This window comes from Sphingobacterium daejeonense (assembly GCF_901472535.1).
Taxonomy (GTDB): Bacteria; Bacteroidota; Bacteroidia; order Sphingobacteriales; family Sphingobacteriaceae; genus Sphingobacterium; species Sphingobacterium daejeonense.
This window is the reverse complement of the sequence record NZ_LR590470.1, coordinates 458,296-474,530: the sequence shown is the minus strand read 5'-3', so window position 1 is coordinate 474,530 and position 16,235 is coordinate 458,296. Positions and strand designations below refer to the sequence as shown.

The window sequence follows — 16,235 nt, the reverse complement described above, 5'->3', positions numbered from 1 at the left end:
AAGATTAATAACCAGGGTTTTGTACAATTTTAGGATTCTCGTCAATAATACTTTGCGGTATCGGAAGACGGTATGAATTTTCATTGAAAGGATAAACTAGAGCCTTTCTGCCAGAATCTTTTGCAAAAACGGCATTCATTACCGATTCAACTTTATTCAATCTTACCAAATCATACCATCTTTGTCCCTCAAATGCCAACTCTAATCTTCTTTCATTTAATAATGCAGTCAACATAGCTTCTTTATTCGCTTTTGTTGCATTGCTTAATCTAGGAAGTTTCACACGTTGACGGATTCTGTCGATAATCTCTGCCGCAGCAGTTAGATTTTGAGAATCTCCATTGATCAACGCTTCAGCTTTCAATAATAAAAGATCGGCATAACGCAGTTTTATGATATTGCTGTAAGCTGAACGAGTTTTGTACATAAATGGATAGTTGCTAGCAGGGTAATAATTGCTCCAGGTAGCCTGATAATATACAATAGATTCACTATAGCGGATTTGATCATTTTCTCTAGTAAAGGCATTGATCAAATCTCTTGAAGGTGTTATCCATTTTGCCCAAGTAAAGTTGCTGTTGTAGTTGGAAAGGTCGCGACCGAACATCCAAGTTACCCAGTTACCAGAACCTGAGAAAAACTGAGTCTCCAGAATGGATTCCTTGCTGTTTCTTTTAAGAGCATCTGCATTTCCTTCATTGACTCCAAAAAGTGTTTTATAATCTTCTTCTAGATCGAAACCATCCGCAGCCAATTCATCAACATATTGAACTACTTTAGCATAATTTCTCAATGGTTTCTCAGCATATACTTTTGCTAAAAGAGCTTTAGCCACGGATTTTGAAAATCTTGTTTTATTAGCTGAATTATTTGATGGAGCATCTACTATAGCTTCCAACAAATCTTTTTCAATTTGCTCATAAGCTTCTTTCTCTGTTTTTTGTGCAGGGAAATAATCATCATATACTTCTTCGATGTTCTCTGAAGTAATATCTCTACCGACATTTGTTACGACAGGAATATCACCCCATAATCTCACCATATCAAAAAAGATCAGCGATCTTAAGATTTTCGCTTCTGCTTTATATTGTTTACGAAGTGCAGTCGTTAAGGAATTGTCATTTACAGAATCTACATTGACAATCAAAATATTGGCACGGGCCACATCTTCCAGGTAACGAATCCAATCACGTTCTACTACCGAGTTTGATCCTTCAATACTGTTATTTTCATAAGGCAATACCTCTGCTCCTGTTGTTCCTGCATAGGCATTGTCAGAATGCGACTCTGAAATAAGGAGTTGATCCAGATACCAATGCTCTTGTCTGTCACGCAAAATATTATACAAACCCTGCATGTAAGTATCTACAGCGGCTTTATCTTTAAATACTACTCTTTGTCCTTCCTCATTGGTAACACCTTCGGTTACATCAGAATATTCAGATAAAGGATCTTTGTCCAGAGAGCAGCTCGATATCATGGCAACAGTCAATATTGCCATCATACCCTTTATAAAATTACTTTTCATTGTTCTCATTATTTAAAACTTAGAACTCCATATTTAACCCAACCACAAAAGCTCTTGTTTGAGGATAAGTACCCCAATCCAAACCTTGAACTCTACCTGAATTACCCCATTGGTTTACCTCAGGATCCATACCTGTGTATTTTGTTAGCGTAATTAGATTGCTTGCAGAAATAAATGGCGCCAATTTGTTGATTCCAATTCTGCTCAATGCTGGAGCTTTGATATTGTAGGATAATGAAACGTTTTTCAAACGGATGTAACTTCCATCTTCAACGAAGTATGATGAGTTTTTCATATCATATCCTGCTCTAGGCACTTCAGTAACTTGTCCTGGCACTCTCCAACGTTGAAGAACTCTAGTAGATTGGTTTTTACCATCGTACATTCCTTCCATTTCCATTCTTGAGACATTGTAGATATCGTTACCTTGAGTTCCTTGGATAAATACATTCAGATTAAATCCTTTGTAATATAAATTGTTGGTAAAACCGAATGTAAAGTTTGGATTCGGATCTCCAATATATGTTTTATCGGATACGGATGTTTTCCCGTCATTATTTAAATCTGCATAGATCATGTTTCCGGTTTCAGGATCAACACCTTGGCTAACATAACCATAAAACCCTCCTACTGGGCGTCCAACTTCATTTTTCACGACGTCATCATTGACAAAATCTGAAGTTCTAGCATCGTAATAAACAGGTTTTAATTCCAGTTTTGTCAATTTATTTCTGTTGAAAGAGATATTGAATCCTGAAGTCCATTCGAATTCACCTTGGAAGATATCAGCATTGATATTGGTTTCAAAACCACGGTTAGTCATCTCACCTTCGTTACGCTGAATTTGCGAGATATTACCAGAACCTGGAAGATCTACCCACATCAACATATCGGATGTTTTCTTGAAATAATAATCCAAGTTTACGGTCAATCTATTATTGATACCTGTGAAATCTAAACCTACCCCTGTTTGAGTTGTTTTTTCCCAACGCAAATCTGGGGTTCTAAGGTTTTGTGGAGATATAGAAACAAAATCATGTTCTTTACCTTCTTCAAACCATGGTGAACGGATTACGTTATAACGTTGTAGGTATGCATAATCACCGATTCCATCTTGGTTTCCGGTTTGTCCCCAACCACCACGGATTTTAAGGTCATTGATCCAAGTCGCATCTTTCATAAATTCTTCAGAAGAAATTCTCCATGCTGCAGATACGGAAGGGAAAACAGACCATCTGTGGTCAGGATGCAATTTTGAGGAGCCATCTGTCCTTAAATTGGCAGTAATTAAATATTTACCGTCGTAATTATATGATAGACGTCCGAAATAAGACATCATTGCCCAATTTGAAGCTGCTGATCCTGTACCTGTCCAAGAAATCTGATTGGCTACATTTAATGTTTCAATGAGGTCATTTCTAAAATGTGAACCCATGATATAGCTGTTGGTATAGTTCGAGCTTAACCATGAAGAACCAGCCATCACTTCAAACGAATGCTTATCAAATGATTTGTTGTAATTCAATACATTGTCAAATGTCAGTACGGTATTCATATTTCTATTGTCCGTAGCTTCACCGTATTGGTTTCTACCCCATGAGGTCGACAATGGATCTAAAAAGGTCGAAGAAAAAGCATTTCTTCTATCAATAGCGAACAACGTTTTGAAATTCAATTCCGGTAGAATATGGATGGTTGCTGATCCTGACCCTATCAATCTATTTTCACGGTTTCTATTATTTCCTGTAGTCGCTAAATTTTCTAAAGGACTGTTAATATTTAAACCATAAAAATTATTGTAGTACTGCTTTGGATTGAAAGGATCCCATATTGGAGCGTAAGTAGGTGTATTTATTGCTGAAAGAACAACACCACCTCTATTTGATCCAAGGCCTTCAACCATTCCATTTCCATTATAATCTGCGTAAGAGAAATTAGCATTGATGGTTAACCAATCTCTAACTTTATTCTCGATATTCCCTCTGAAATTATAGCGTTTGTAAAAAGTAGATTTGATAATACCTTTATCATTGATATAACCACCAGAAAGGAAATATTTAATTCTTTCGGATCCATCAGAAACAGAGAATTGATAATCTTGGGTGTTACCGGTTGCGAAAGTTTCATCAAACCAATTTGTTTGGTCAGTTAAATTACCTGGTAGATTGACCGAACCAATTTCATCCATTAACTCCTTATACTGAGCAGTATTCAAGGGTTCAATGGAATTAGTCACTCTATTTTGAGTTGCCAATACATTTAACGTAATTTTTGGGTTACCCACACGACCTTGTTTGGTTGTAATTAAAATCACCCCATTTGCAGCTCTTGACCCATAGATAGCTGCAGAAGAAGCATCTTTCAACACTTGCATGTCTGCGATATCCCCTGGAGACAAGAAGTTGATGTTATCTACCGTCACTCCGTCAACCACATACAAAGGGTTGTTACTGCCATTGAAGGATGTTGTACCGCGGATTCGGATTGATGTTCCACCACCTGGAGCACCGGAAGGTTGAGACACGGTTACCCCTGCTGCTTTACCTTGGATAGCTTGATTGGCGTTAACAATCGGACGTTCGTTAATGTCGTCCAATGATACAGATGAAATTGCCGTTGTCACATCTTTCCTTTTCACGGAACCATAACCAATGACAACCACATCTTCCAATGTATTGGTGGATGTAATCAACGAAATCGTCATCTCCGTTGGCTGAGCGATTACTTCTTGGCTGTTATAGCCCAGATAAGAAACTCGAAGTTTTGAATTTTCAGGAACATTGTCTAACACAAATGCACCATTGTTATCCGTTGAGGTTGAAAGTGTCCCTCCGATAACAGTAATTGTAGCGCCAATAATAGGTTCATTGCTGGCTTCGTCCATGACCTTTCCGGTAACTCTAATCCCACCCTGCGCAAATGCCAGACTGTAAAAAATGGAAACCAAATAGAGGCAAAGACCGATACTAACTTTAGTAAAAAGTTTCATACGACTTATAATCAGTTATTAGATTAATAAAATAATTCAGGTTATTCTGAACTTCCCAATTCAAAGTTAAGGAGGTGTTATAGGTTTATTAAGCATTTGTAAAGTGCAAAATCAAAAAAGTAACCATAGTAAACCAATAAACACTGAATAACAAGTGTTTAAGCGCTTTTAAATTGAAAAAAAGTAAAGGCTTTTTCTAGTACTTTAGGTTACCTATCTCTTTTATTTGCTCATCAAAGTCTTCTTTGGTCCCTAAAACTTTGTTTCGAACCTTAACTCGGTAGTTATAAACCGTGCGTAAGGAGTAGCGTAAGAACCTTGCGATTTTGGTAGAATCTGAAATTCCCAATCTTATGAGAGCAAAAATCCGAAGTTCAGAATTCAGGAGTTCATCTTGTTTCAAGGTCAACCGTTCTTCGGGCTTGAGGAGCGAATTGAATTCTTGGATAAAGGTTGGATAAAGGTTCAAGAAAATTACGTCAAAGTTGTGATATAGATCATCGAGCTCAGTTTTGATGAAATCCTGAGATTTTAATTCTTTGGTCAGATCATCAATTTGATTATTGGAAACTTTCTTTAAAATTCCTTTTCGTGTATTGTCAAGTTTATCTATATAGGCTGAACATAGTTCAAAGAACTGAGCCATATATTCTTCTTTGATATGATTGGATTCTTGAAGGTCTTGGTTTACTTTCAACAATTGTCCGTTCAATCCTTGGAGTTCGGTATTCAGAGTTTTTAAATCCTGTCTTGTTTTCTTCAGTCGCTTCATCTGCATATAAAGAATAATAAATGCAACGAGCAACAATATTGACATCAAAGAAATGGTATACAAGAAATTCTTTAGCTGATTTTTATTGGCTTGTTCTTTTTCCTGAAATGCGGAGTTAATGATAGGATAAAAAGAAGAGTTTTCAATCGTTCTGAACCTTACATTACAGAATAAAGCATCTTCCATAGCCTGCTGTATAAATAAATAGGCTTTATCGATTTCATTTCGCTCGAAATAAACCAGTGCCAAGCTTTGTAAGGAAGCATTATCTTTTACGGTATTCTTAATATCCGTTATTGCGGACAAGCCAAGATAATAGATTTCTTTATCTTGATCTCCTTTATTCTTATAGAGAAGGCCCAAAAGATAGGCTATAACCGCACGTTCGGGTTGAGGGTCCTTATACTCATTTAATAATTGCAACAATTCAGACTCTGCTTTATCGAAGTTATTTCCGAACAATGCTCTTGTTGCGGAATTGATTCTGTATTCTTCTGAAGATTTTGGCAGGACATTCAGCAATGAATCTCTGTATACTTCACTTTGTGTGAAATATTGATAATGGTTGGTGCTTTGCCCATAGTGGGAATAGAAATCAGAGAATGCGCGGTAGTAATCTGCTTCTTGCTCGCTGGAAAGGCTTTGCCTTGGAATTCCTTTTAATATCTGGCTAGATTCAATAAATCTTCCTGCAGAAGAATACAGACCAGCCAATTGAATGTCCACTTCATTCTGTAGGATCGGATCATTTAATTGTTTGGCTATTTTTTTGTTTTCATTGACATAAAATATGGCGGAGTCGATTTGATAAGTCCGGAATTCTAAGTACAGTTTTTCCAACAATTGATACTTGTCTGTTGGAGCTTGCATGAGTCTCAACCTTTCCTTGATATCAAAGATCTTCATCAATTTTTCTTTTTCAAATTCGATCTTTCGTCCTAAGACTTTATTTAGTTCACGTTCTACAGAATCCTTTGGACTAACTGCATTAGCTGCCCATGCCGTTGATCCCTGAAAGATCAATGCTATTAATAATAAGGATGTAAATACTAATTTCTTAAATTCAAATCTAGTTATCATGTTCTTCATCGTCCCACCAATCGCTTTTCAAATCATCTATTTCTCTACGATCTTTTTTAGTTGGTCTACCTGTTCCACGGTCTCTTTTTAATACTGGAGCATGGAACGAAGATTTATATGCATAGGTATCTTCAACCGGTGTTTGGTCCTCATAAAATTGGGCGGCAGTTTTGGCATCAACCCTTCGCTCCAGCAAGCCAATGACCTTGACAACTTTTCTTTCTATTCCTTTCTGAATCGCATAAGTATCCCCTACCTTGACTATTGCGGAAGGTTTTACATTTTGACCATTCAATTTCACACGTCCTGCTTTACAAGCTTCAGTTGCCAGACTTCGAGTCTTAAAGATGCGGATTGACCATAGGTATTTATCGATGCGTAATTTCTCTGCTGCCTCTGCCATCCTACAAAAATAGTCATATCTTCTTAATATATTACCCTTGTGGTAACTTACTTATCATTAAAATTCTTCATATTTGTCATGAATTAAAATTTAGTTTAAAGAATATCATGATAGATTCCACAATCCTTAAGAAATTAGTTGAAGAAGCTTGGGAGAACAGACAATTATTAGAATATAAAGAGTATTACGAGGCTATTGAGTTTGTAATCCAACATTTGGACAAAGGAGAGCTTCGTGTGGCAGAGCCAGTAGGTGAATCTTGGTATGTTAATGATTGGATTAAGAAAGCTGTAATCCTATACTTCCCAATTAGGAACATGGAAGTGATCAAGAACGACCCTTTTGTTTACCATGACAAGATGAAGCTTAAGACTAATTACAAAGAATTAGGCGTTCGTGTTGTTCCAGGTGCATCAGCTCGTTATGGATCATATTTGGCAAAAGGCGTTATTATGATGCCATCTTACGTAAATATTGGTGCATATGTTGGTGAAGGCACTATGGTAGATACTTGGGCTACTGTTGGTTCATGTGCTCAGGTAGGTAAAAACGTACATTTAAGTGGTGGTGTTGGTCTTGGCGGAGTTTTGGAACCAGTTCAAGCTGCTCCAGTTATTATCGAAGACAACGTATTTGTTGGTTCCCGAGCTATTGTTGTTGAAGGAGTTCGTGTTGAGGAAGAAGCGGTTTTGGGTGCTAATGTTGTATTGACAGCATCTACAAAAATTATTGATGTATCAGGTTTTGAGCCTATTGAATACAAAGGTTTTGTACCTTCTAGATCAGTTGTTATCCCAGGATCATACACCAAAAAATTCCCTGCAGGAGAATATCAAGTACCATGTGCATTGATTATTGGCCAACGCAAGGAATCGACAGATAAGAAGACATCATTGAATGATGCGCTTCGTGACCACAATGTTGCTGTTTAGTAATAGATCATGCACAGGCCATTTATAGATAAAGAAGACATCAACAGTTCTTTGGAGACACTGCGGTCAGGTGGATTGATTTTATATCCTACGGATACGATTTGGGGTATAGGCTGCGATGCAACCAATCCCGATGCTGTAGAGAAAATCTTTGCTTTAAAAGGTCGTGATAAAGGGAAGAGCATGATTATTTTATTGGGCAATGACAACCAATTGAGCAGTTATGTTCGAGAGGTTCCTGAAGTAGCCTATGAATTGATCGAGGCCACTGATAAACCGCTCACCATTATTTATTCAAATGCAAAGAACTTAGCTGAGAACGTGGTTGCTGACGATGGATCTATTGGTATTCGGATTGTAAATCATCCATTTTGTGAGCAGCTATTACAAAGATTCCGCAAGCCAATTGTTTCTACATCGGCAAACATCAGCGGAGATCCTTCGGCAAGGAATTTCTCTGAAATTTCAGAAGAAATAATAAATGGTGTTGATTATGTGGTGAAATTCGGGCAGCAAGAGCTTGCCAATGGCACTGCATCCACCATCATGAAATTAGACCCAAGTGGTAAATTCGAATTTATAAGAAAATAGATATGAAAAAGTTTATCTCCATGTTAATCTGTGTTTTTGCTTTTGTAACCATTAGCAATGCGCAGTCATCGATTCAACCGGCAAAAGCTGGTGTGACTTACGGAAAAAAAGTTGACAAAAAAGGAGCTATCTCTGTAAAACAATTAGAAAAGGCTCTTGAAGGTAAAGATTCTTTCAACGGAAAAGTTGAAGGTGAGGTTGTTCAGGTTTGTACCAAAAAAGGTTGCTTCTTGACCTTAAAGAGAGAAGCTGACAAAGAGCCTATCATGGTAAGATTTACTGACTATGGATACTTTGTTCCTCAAGACCTGATCGGTAAAACTGTTGTTTTGGAAGGAAAAGCTAAAGTAAAGGAAACAACAGTTGAATGGCAAAAGCATTATGCTGAAGATATGGGCAAGAGCAAAGAGGAAATTGCTAAAATCAACAAGCCCCGAAAAGATATTTCTTTAGTCGCTGATGGTGTTCTAGTTGTAAAGTAGATACAAAAAACTTATTTTGGAGGCTGCAAATAAAATTTGCAGCCTTATTTTTTTTATTAATCTAACATACATGTCGGTTTTTCAACCTGTTTCTTGCCAAAGCATCAAGATAGGCTCCAAACTTATGACCTTTGAGACGCCAAAAGTCATGGCCATTCTGAATCTTACGCCCGATTCATTTTTTGACGGCGGAAAGCACAGTTCTCTAGAATCAGCCATGTTACATGCTGAAAAACTAATATCCGAAGGTGCAGACATGATTGATATAGGAGCATATTCTAGCCGCCCTGGTGCTCAGGAAATCTCGGCACAAGAAGAAATGGACCGTGCTATACCTTTTATCGAAGCCATCCATCAATCTTATCCCGATGTTATTTTATCCATTGATACATTTCGGGCAGATGTTGCTGAATCATGCGTTCAAGCGGGAGTTCATATCATCAATGACATTTCTGGTGGTACTTTAGATGAGAACATGTTTGAAACTGTGGCAAGGTTACAAGTTCCTTATATCCTTATGCATATGCGAGGCACACCTGCTACCATGCAGCAAATGACAGACTATGAAGATGTTGTAAATGATGTTGCTGAGAGTTTAGGTCATCATGTTTCAAGGCTTAGGGAGCTAGGTGTAAGGGACATCATCTTGGATCCTGGTTATGGCTTTGCCAAGACCATCGACCAGAATTACGAGTTGCTAATGCGGGTCAATGAACTGCATTATTTTGGATTACCAATCCTTGGAGGAATTTCAAGGAAATCTATGCTTTATAAAAAAATAGGTTTAAAACCTGATCAAGTCCTGCCAGGAACAATAGCACTCAATACGCTATTACTGGAAAGAGGGGTTCAAATCCTCAGGGTCCACGATGTAAAGGAAGCCAAACAATTAATTGACATATTTTACTAATATTATTTTGAAGAAAACTAGAGATATCGTTACGATCGGATTCGCCTTATTTGCCATGTTCTTTGGAGCTGGAAACCTGTTACTACCCCCATATATTGGAATTCAAATTGGAGACCACGTGTGGATAACCATTCTTGCATTTGGACTTACTGGAATATTACTTCCATTCTTTGGGATTCTTTCCGTTGTTAATTCAGGGGAATCGTTTCAAGACTTGGGTTCTAGGATTAACAAATTTCTGTCCCCGGTTTTGGGGTCTGTTATTATGTTGTGTATCGGCCCCTTGATTGCCATTCCAAGAACAGCTGCTACAACCTTTGAGGTGGGCATATTGCCTTCATTCCCAAATTCGGCTCCCATCTGGACTTCGATTGTTTTCTTTGCCGTAACTTGGCTGTTAACCATTTCACCTTCCAAAGTTGTGGATATTATTGGGAATTTCCTGACCCCATTATTATTGGTTTTATTGATTTCTCTTATAGCCTTGGGTATTTTTTCACCCATGGCAGATTATAGTGACAGCTCCCTCAATACTGCGGAGTCCTTTACGCTAGGGTTCGTTGATGGCTATCAAACCTTAGATGTTTTAGCATCAGTCATATTTGCGGGCATTATAATTACTGCATCTATTTCCAAAGGATATACTACTGTAAAATCCAAAAACCAAGTTGTTATTTCAGCGGGTATCCTAGCTGCGTCTTGTTTGTTTATTATTTACGGTGGGTTAATCTATCTAGGAGCAACATCTGGTGTTGAAGATTTGTCAATAAAGCGATCTGAATTATTGATCCTCATCTCCAGAGCTATTATGGGTCCCTTTGGTACGATTGCGATTGCTGTTAGCATTGCTTTGGCTTGCTTAACGACTGCAATAGCCCTGACCTCTGCCGTTGGATCATTCTTCTCTGAACTAACCCATGGAAAACTTGGCTATAAATTATTGGTAACTGTATGTTGTATTATTTCATGTGTATTATCGATCACCGGTGTAGATAACATTATAGCCTTTGCTTATCCCATTTTAACTTTTGTATATCCTATTGTTATTACGTTGGTGTTGTACACGGTATTTTTTGGACCTTTTGTAAAAAGCAAAGAACCCTATGTTTTGGCATTGATCGGATCGACCATTATTGCGACGCTATCTTTATTCAAACAATTGAACCTTCTGAGCGCAGATACAATTGGTACGCTGAATCATATTCCATTTTTTCAATATGAGCTGGGATGGGTAGTGCCTTCTGCAATTTTGTTTTTGGTAGGTTTGCTGATTTGGGGAAATAGACCGAAGACGATAGACAGTAGACAGTAGACATAAGACATTAGACATTAGATAGTAGACAGTTGCCCAATCGTCCAAGGCAAGTGGTGGGTCCTGCAATGTTTTCAGTGGCAGGTTGTGACACCAGCCACGGCGAACTAACCCCATCGGGGTAAAATGCCGGAGGCATGAAATATATCTTAAATGCCGTAGGCATGCCATATCTATAGAAATGAAAATCGCGACAAACACCAACGCCATCGGCGTGGCATGTTTGTTAAATTCCCTTAACTTAATGACATTGTCCTGTAGGGGTGAAACTATTATAGCGCCATTATAAAAAAGATTCCCTCCGTTTTTGCGGAGGGAATCTTTTTTTGTTGATTAGGTAATCTATCTTACGATGCTACCTGCTGAAATATCTGTTGATGGTCTTACAAAATCGAGTCTTCCATCTGCATCTTCGGCCATTAGGATCATTCCTTGAGACTGTATGCCTTTAATTTCTCGTGGTTCAAGATTAACAAGGATTGAAACTTGCTTACCTACGATTTCTTCTGGGGTAAAATATTCTGCGATACCTGAGACTACGGTTCTTTTATCGATTCCGGTGTCGATGGTCAGCTTTAATAACTTCTTGGTTTTGGCAACTTTCTCCGCTGTTAAGATACGGCCAACACGGATATCCATTTTCATGAACTCATCGAAATTGACATTTGCTTTTTGAGCTGCTTTTGGTGCTGCCAAAGCGTTGCTAGCTTTTGCATTTGCCAGTTTTGCCAACTGAAATTCTACTTGTTCATCAGTTACTTTTTCGAATAGCAATTGTGTTTCGCCCAACTGATGACCAGATTCTAATAAACCTGATTTTCCTGCTTCATCCCAGTTTTTTGCTGATAGATTCAACATTTCGAAAATCTTAGTGCTACTGAACGGCAAAAATGGCTGACCTATTAGGGCTAAGTTGGCTACGATTTGACTAGCAACGAACAATACTGTTTTTACTCGTTCTTCATCGTTCTTGATCACCTTCCATGGCTCTTCATCGGCTAGGTATTTATTTCCTAAACGTGCAGCATTCATAAATTGTGCTAATGCTTCACGGAATCTATACTGTGATAATGATTGTTGGATCAAACCCGGAAATGTTGCTAATTCTTTCAATACTTCTTGGTCTGACTCAGTCAATGGAGAACCCAATAATACTTTGCCATCGAAATATTTATGAGAAAGCACCATTACTCTGTTGATAAAGTTCCCTAAGATAGCGACCAATTCATTGTTTACTCTAGCTTGGAAATCCTTCCATGTGAACTCACTGTCAGAGGTTTCAGGGAGAATTGAAGTCAACATGTATCTCAATTCATCTTGTTTGCCGGGGAATTCTTCCAAATATTCGTGCAACCAAACAGCGTGATTTCTGGAGGTTGATAATTTATCACCTTCTAAGTTCAAGAATTCATTCGCTGGGACATTTTCTGGTAAAATATAATCTCCGTGTGCATGTAGGATTGCTGGGAAAATAATACAGTGGAATACGATATTATCCTTGCCAATAAAATGAATCAATGTTGAGTTGTCATCAGGATTAGCTTGTTGTTTCCAATAGTGTTCCCAATCCTTACCTTCATCAATTGCCCATTGTTTTGTTGCGGAGATATAACCAATTGGGGCATCAAGCCATACATAAAGTTTTTTACCTTCAGCTTCTTCCAACGGAACATCTACTCCCCAATCTAAATCCCTAGTCATAGAGCGTGGTTGCAATCCTGACTTCAACCAAGATTGACATTGACCAAATACATTGGATTTCAATTCATCTTTTTTCCCTTCGATCAACCATTTTTCCAACCAAGGTTGATATTTGTCCAAAGGCAAGTACCAGTGTTTGGTTTCTTTCAGTACAGGAGCTTTGCCGCTCAGGGTTGATTTTGGATTGATTAGGTCTGTAGGGTTTAATGAGGTACCACATTTTTCACATTGATCCCCATAAGCGCCTTCATTTCCGCAATGCGGACACGTTCCTACGATATAACGATCAGCAAGGAATTGATGATACTCTTCATCATAGTATTGCTCGGAGTAACGTTCGATAAATTCTCCTTTTTCATAAAGATTTAAGAAGAATTCTTGCGAAAGTTGATGATGAATAGGTTCTGACGTACGGTGATATATATTGAATGATATCCCGAATTGCTCAAAACTATCTTTAATTTGTTGATTGTATTTATCAATAATTTCTTTGGGAGTAACTCCTTCTTTTTTTGCTTTAATAGTGATAGCTGCTCCATGCTCATCCGAGCCACATACATAAACAACATCTTTATTGTTTAGTCTTAAAAATCGCACGAAGATATCGCCTGGGATATAAGCACCAGCAAGGTGACCTATATGTAATGGACCATTGGCATACGGAAGTGCCGATGTAATCGTATAACGTTGTTTACTGAATATATCCAATTGATCTAGAATTAATGTAAAATATTGAGCTTTTTCAGCTTAGAGAACAAAGATAACGCAAATTGAAGTATTCTGCTATTTCTTAGAACATTTTCATGAATTAACCTTTTAAAAAATTAAAAAAAATGTATTTTTTTTCACATCTTGATGTATGGTAATTTTTGCTTTTTCGGAATTATCTATTTTCGCTGATCTAAACTTATTAATAAAACGATATGAAAAATTCAAAAATTGACTTAGGACTTTTGATCATCCGGATTGGATTCGGTTTGACGATGATTGCATTTCACGGTTTACCAAAATTAATGGGAGGTCAGGAAAAATGGACTGCAATTGGAAAATCTATGCAGAATCTTGGTATAGACTTTATGCCTACAGTGTTTGGTTTTTCAGCTGGATTAGCAGAAACCGTAGGATCATTGTTATTGATGTTAGGATTATGGACTCGGCCGGCAGCTGTAATATTGGCCATTACGATGTTTGTTGCAACCGCAAACCACTTAGCGAAAGGAGATGGTCTTTCTGGAGCATCCCATGCAATCGAATTTATGGTTGTTTATATTGCTTTCGCTGTGATGGGTCCTGGTAAATTAAGTATCGATAAAAAATAGTCGTCTATAATAAAAGCGAATGCCATCCTGTTACAGAATGGCATTCGTTTTTATATTTTTATCAGCTCTATTTGAAGACAGTTGCATGCCAACTATCTTTCAAAGGAATTTCCCATTTGCTTTGATAATCGGCTTCCGTTTGGGCTAGGTTGTTGAATACAATGGTATCCGAATTCACTTCACCTTCTTCACAAAGCGCTTCGAAAACATCTCTTGAAACCAATTGGATGTTATTTTCATTATCTCGATAAGAGATTAATGTGCGATTGAACAAACCTATGTTCAGCTGTTCTTCCAATTCTTTAAGAATGCGAACGGATTTATCTATTGAACATCCTGTGACTTGAGCAACCTCTTCATCAACTGTCAATACCACAAAACAGATTGTATTTAATCTCAGCTTTTCCTGCCAATTGACTTCCATGGGCAGTCCATTCCTCGATAAAGGCATCTAATTTTGCTTGTGCTTCTTGTAGTTCAGGTTGTGTGAAAAAACGATCAGCCTGATAAATCCATACTTTTTTCATATCTCCATTTATTAATGAGCGTAATACGGAGAAATCATTAAATAAACGATCACTCCTGTTACAGCAACATATAACCACATCGGATAAGTTATTCTTGCTAACTTTTTGTGGCGTTCATACGCTCCTGCTATCCCTCTAACAAAAGTAAATAATACGAATGGAATAATAATGATGGATAAAATGATATGCGTCACAAGAATGAAATAATACACATATCGAATGGCTCCTTCTCCTCCAAACTTTGTTGATTCTGAAGTCATGTGATATCCCACATACATAATCAGAAATAGAGAAGAGAAGACCATGCACAATTTAATCAGGTTTTCGTGCAATTTAACATTACCTCTTTTAATAGCTGAGACTGCAATAACTAAACAAACTGCTGTCAAACCATTGATCGTGGCATAAATGGGAGGTAAAAAAACTTAATGGTTCTACATCATATCCCATTTTTGGCAAATTAATTCCAAATAATGCAGCTACGGCTAATGGGATAATTATCGATAATGTCCAGATAATCCCTTTATATTTTTTTTCTTCTTCGGTCATTGCCATTGTTAACTTCCTCTCTACTTTTAATGGGGTTATTTCTAACCTCTTCAACTAATTGTACTTTAATTTCATCTTCCAATCTATCCAACTCTGAACGAAGGCTGATATCATAAAAGCCTCTAATCCTCTTTTCAGAGTCTAACAATACAAATTGATTGCTGATGATAAATTTTGGTGCTATCCCCTTCAACAGGCATGGCTTCGATCAACATGGAAGATCGGGCAAATTCAAAGATGTCGACACTGGGTTTGTTTACGACATACCAATGTGAGCTCATCCCTTTTTTGTAAGGTTCAATGAATTTTTTGAGATCTTCAGCTGTATCATGAGGGTCTACAGACACTGAGAACAGCTGTACTTTGGGATTTTCTTTAAATCGCGTCGCGATTGCGCTCATATCATGAACCAATTGCTTTGACAATCCTTGATCTCTGGTATAGAAAAGATGTACTACCGATACCGAGCTATCATTTCCCAAAAGTGTTACTGGCTTATTGTCGTAGTTGATGAATTCTACTGGCTTTAATTGATGAAATATCGTATCGGGGATTTCTCTCCCCATCACGCGCCTCATTTCACCAGACAGCTTCTTTTCGCCGAATACTGGCAGTTTAAGGTACTCATTGGAGCCCATTTTATTGACCAGTATATATAAAAAACCTGGCACAAATAGAACGAGTGCCAGGATTATTAATTTTGATATATTCTTTGAACGAGTATTTTTACTCATTTCATATATGTTTATTTATGAGGAAAAATCGGTTGATGTGTAAAAGAATCGTTTAGGTGTCCACCTTCTATCATCATCAATACGATGAAATAGATAATGAAGATAAAGACAATCCCTACGGTCAAAATAAAACCTGATTTTTCAAATTTTAAGTGCATAAAGAATGCAACAATATAATATGCTTTAATTAACGTTAGGATAATATAAATGATGTTCAATACTGTTCCTTTTTGGATGATTCCCCAGTGATGAACAAAACCTAAAGCGATTAAGAACTCTAATGCTGTTAAAGCTAATAGAATAAAAAATACGGTCCAGATACGTTTTTTATCCATTCCTTCGCCATGCGCGTGCGCATCGTGGCCTTCTATATGATCGTGATTACTCATGTTCGATAGTTTTAAAA

At 37.5% G+C, this 16,235-nt stretch carries 18 protein-coding genes; 6 read left to right on the top strand and 12 right to left on the bottom strand.

Translation table 11 applies throughout. The features are described from left to right. Window positions 1–4: 4 nt before the first annotated feature. The 4 genes from FGL31_RS02280 to hslR all read right to left on the bottom strand — a co-directional run bounded on the left by FGL31_RS02280 (window position 5) and on the right by hslR (window position 6,772). Window positions 5–1,528 (bottom strand): RagB/SusD family nutrient uptake outer membrane protein, encoded by a 1,524-nt coding sequence (locus FGL31_RS02280; protein WP_138089575.1) that lies wholly within the window; start codon window positions 1,526–1,528, stop codon window positions 5–7. Window positions 1,529–1,547: 19 nt separating this feature from the next. Next, window positions 1,548–4,517 carry a SusC/RagA family TonB-linked outer membrane protein gene (locus tag FGL31_RS02275; RefSeq protein ID WP_138089574.1) on the bottom strand — a complete coding sequence of 990 codons (2,970 nt, stop codon included), beginning with the start codon at window positions 4,515–4,517 and terminating at the stop codon, window positions 1,548–1,550. A 196-nt stretch (window positions 4,518–4,713) separates the two neighbouring features. Beyond that, entirely contained in the window at window positions 4,714–6,369 is a 1,656-nt protein-coding gene (gene susR, locus FGL31_RS02270; protein WP_138089573.1) for a SusR family glycan utilization regulator, read from the bottom strand. Beyond that, window positions 6,359–6,772 carry an Hsp15 family ribosome-associated heat shock protein gene (gene hslR, locus FGL31_RS02265; RefSeq protein WP_138089572.1) on the bottom strand — a complete coding sequence of 138 codons (414 nt, stop codon included), beginning with the start codon at window positions 6,770–6,772 and terminating at the stop codon, window positions 6,359–6,361. Before hslR ends, susR begins: the two co-directional genes overlap by 11 nt. A 107-nt stretch (window positions 6,773–6,879) precedes the next feature. On the opposite strand from hslR, the gene FGL31_RS02260 reads away from it, so the two are divergent. The 5 genes from FGL31_RS02260 (at window position 6,880) to brnQ (ending at window position 10,999) form a co-directional block, all read left to right on the top strand. Then, window positions 6,880–7,704: a 2,3,4,5-tetrahydropyridine-2,6-dicarboxylate N-succinyltransferase gene (locus tag FGL31_RS02260; RefSeq protein ID WP_171017523.1), complete on the top strand. Its 825-nt coding sequence runs from the start codon at window positions 6,880–6,882 to the stop codon at window positions 7,702–7,704. 9 nt (window positions 7,705–7,713) lie between these two features. Continuing rightward, a complete protein-coding gene (locus FGL31_RS02255) occupies window positions 7,714–8,295 on the top strand; it encodes an L-threonylcarbamoyladenylate synthase (RefSeq protein ID WP_138089571.1) in 582 nt (193 codons plus the stop codon). 2 nt (window positions 8,296–8,297) lie between these two features. Next, window positions 8,298–8,777 carry a DUF4920 domain-containing protein gene (locus FGL31_RS02250; protein ID WP_138089570.1) on the top strand — a complete coding sequence of 160 codons (480 nt, stop codon included), beginning with the start codon at window positions 8,298–8,300 and terminating at the stop codon, window positions 8,775–8,777. Between the two features lie 70 nt (window positions 8,778–8,847). Beyond that, window positions 8,848–9,687 (top strand): dihydropteroate synthase, encoded by an 840-nt coding sequence (folP, locus tag FGL31_RS02245; protein ID WP_138089569.1) that lies wholly within the window; start codon window positions 8,848–8,850, stop codon window positions 9,685–9,687. Next, a complete protein-coding gene (gene brnQ / locus FGL31_RS02240; RefSeq protein ID WP_232046202.1) occupies window positions 9,671–10,999 on the top strand; it encodes a branched-chain amino acid transport system II carrier protein in 1,329 nt (442 codons plus the stop codon). Before folP ends, brnQ begins: the two co-directional genes overlap by 17 nt. Window positions 11,000–11,341: 342 nt before the next feature. Here brnQ and metG read toward each other — a convergent pair whose 3' ends face one another. Beyond that, window positions 11,342–13,420, bottom strand: coding sequence for a methionine--tRNA ligase (gene metG / locus FGL31_RS02235; protein WP_138089567.1), 2,079 nt, complete (start codon window positions 13,418–13,420; stop codon window positions 11,342–11,344). Between the two features lie 203 nt (window positions 13,421–13,623). Between metG and FGL31_RS02230 the strand changes: the two genes are divergently transcribed. Then, complete coding sequence (locus tag FGL31_RS02230; protein WP_138089566.1) at window positions 13,624–14,019, top strand: DoxX family protein; 396 nt, start codon at window positions 13,624–13,626, stop codon at window positions 14,017–14,019. Between the two features lie 67 nt (window positions 14,020–14,086). On the opposite strand, the gene FGL31_RS02225 is transcribed toward FGL31_RS02230, so the two are convergent. The 7 genes from FGL31_RS02225 to FGL31_RS02210 are packed head-to-tail and all read right to left on the bottom strand — an operon-like array spanning window position 14,087 to window position 16,218. Then, complete coding sequence (locus FGL31_RS02225) at window positions 14,087–14,395, bottom strand: hypothetical protein (protein WP_232046200.1); 309 nt, start codon at window positions 14,393–14,395, stop codon at window positions 14,087–14,089. Further along, a complete protein-coding gene (locus FGL31_RS24320) occupies window positions 14,379–14,546 on the bottom strand; it encodes a hypothetical protein (protein WP_232046199.1) in 168 nt (55 codons plus the stop codon). The genes FGL31_RS02225 and FGL31_RS24320 overlap by 17 nt, the downstream gene beginning before the upstream one ends. An 11-nt stretch (window positions 14,547–14,557) precedes the next feature. Beyond that, window positions 14,558–14,935: a DUF420 domain-containing protein gene (locus tag FGL31_RS02220; RefSeq protein ID WP_232046198.1), complete on the bottom strand. Its 378-nt coding sequence runs from the start codon at window positions 14,933–14,935 to the stop codon at window positions 14,558–14,560. Continuing rightward, window positions 14,895–15,149, bottom strand: a complete 255-nt coding sequence (locus tag FGL31_RS24315) for a hypothetical protein (RefSeq protein WP_232047197.1) — start codon at window positions 15,147–15,149, stop codon at window positions 14,895–14,897. Before FGL31_RS24315 ends, FGL31_RS02220 begins: the two co-directional genes overlap by 41 nt. Continuing rightward, the gene (locus tag FGL31_RS24310; protein WP_232046197.1) at window positions 15,070–15,243 is read right to left on the bottom strand and encodes a hypothetical protein; all 174 of its coding nucleotides are present in this window, start codon (window positions 15,241–15,243) and stop codon (window positions 15,070–15,072) included. Before FGL31_RS24310 ends, FGL31_RS24315 begins: the two co-directional genes overlap by 80 nt. Further along, complete coding sequence (locus FGL31_RS02215) at window positions 15,230–15,829, bottom strand: SCO family protein (protein ID WP_232046196.1); 600 nt, start codon at window positions 15,827–15,829, stop codon at window positions 15,230–15,232. The genes FGL31_RS24310 and FGL31_RS02215 overlap by 14 nt, the downstream gene beginning before the upstream one ends. 11 nt (window positions 15,830–15,840) lie before the next feature. Then, window positions 15,841–16,218 carry a cytochrome C oxidase subunit IV family protein gene (locus FGL31_RS02210; protein WP_138089565.1) on the bottom strand — a complete coding sequence of 126 codons (378 nt, stop codon included), beginning with the start codon at window positions 16,216–16,218 and terminating at the stop codon, window positions 15,841–15,843. Between the last annotated feature and the right edge of the window lie 17 nt (window positions 16,219–16,235).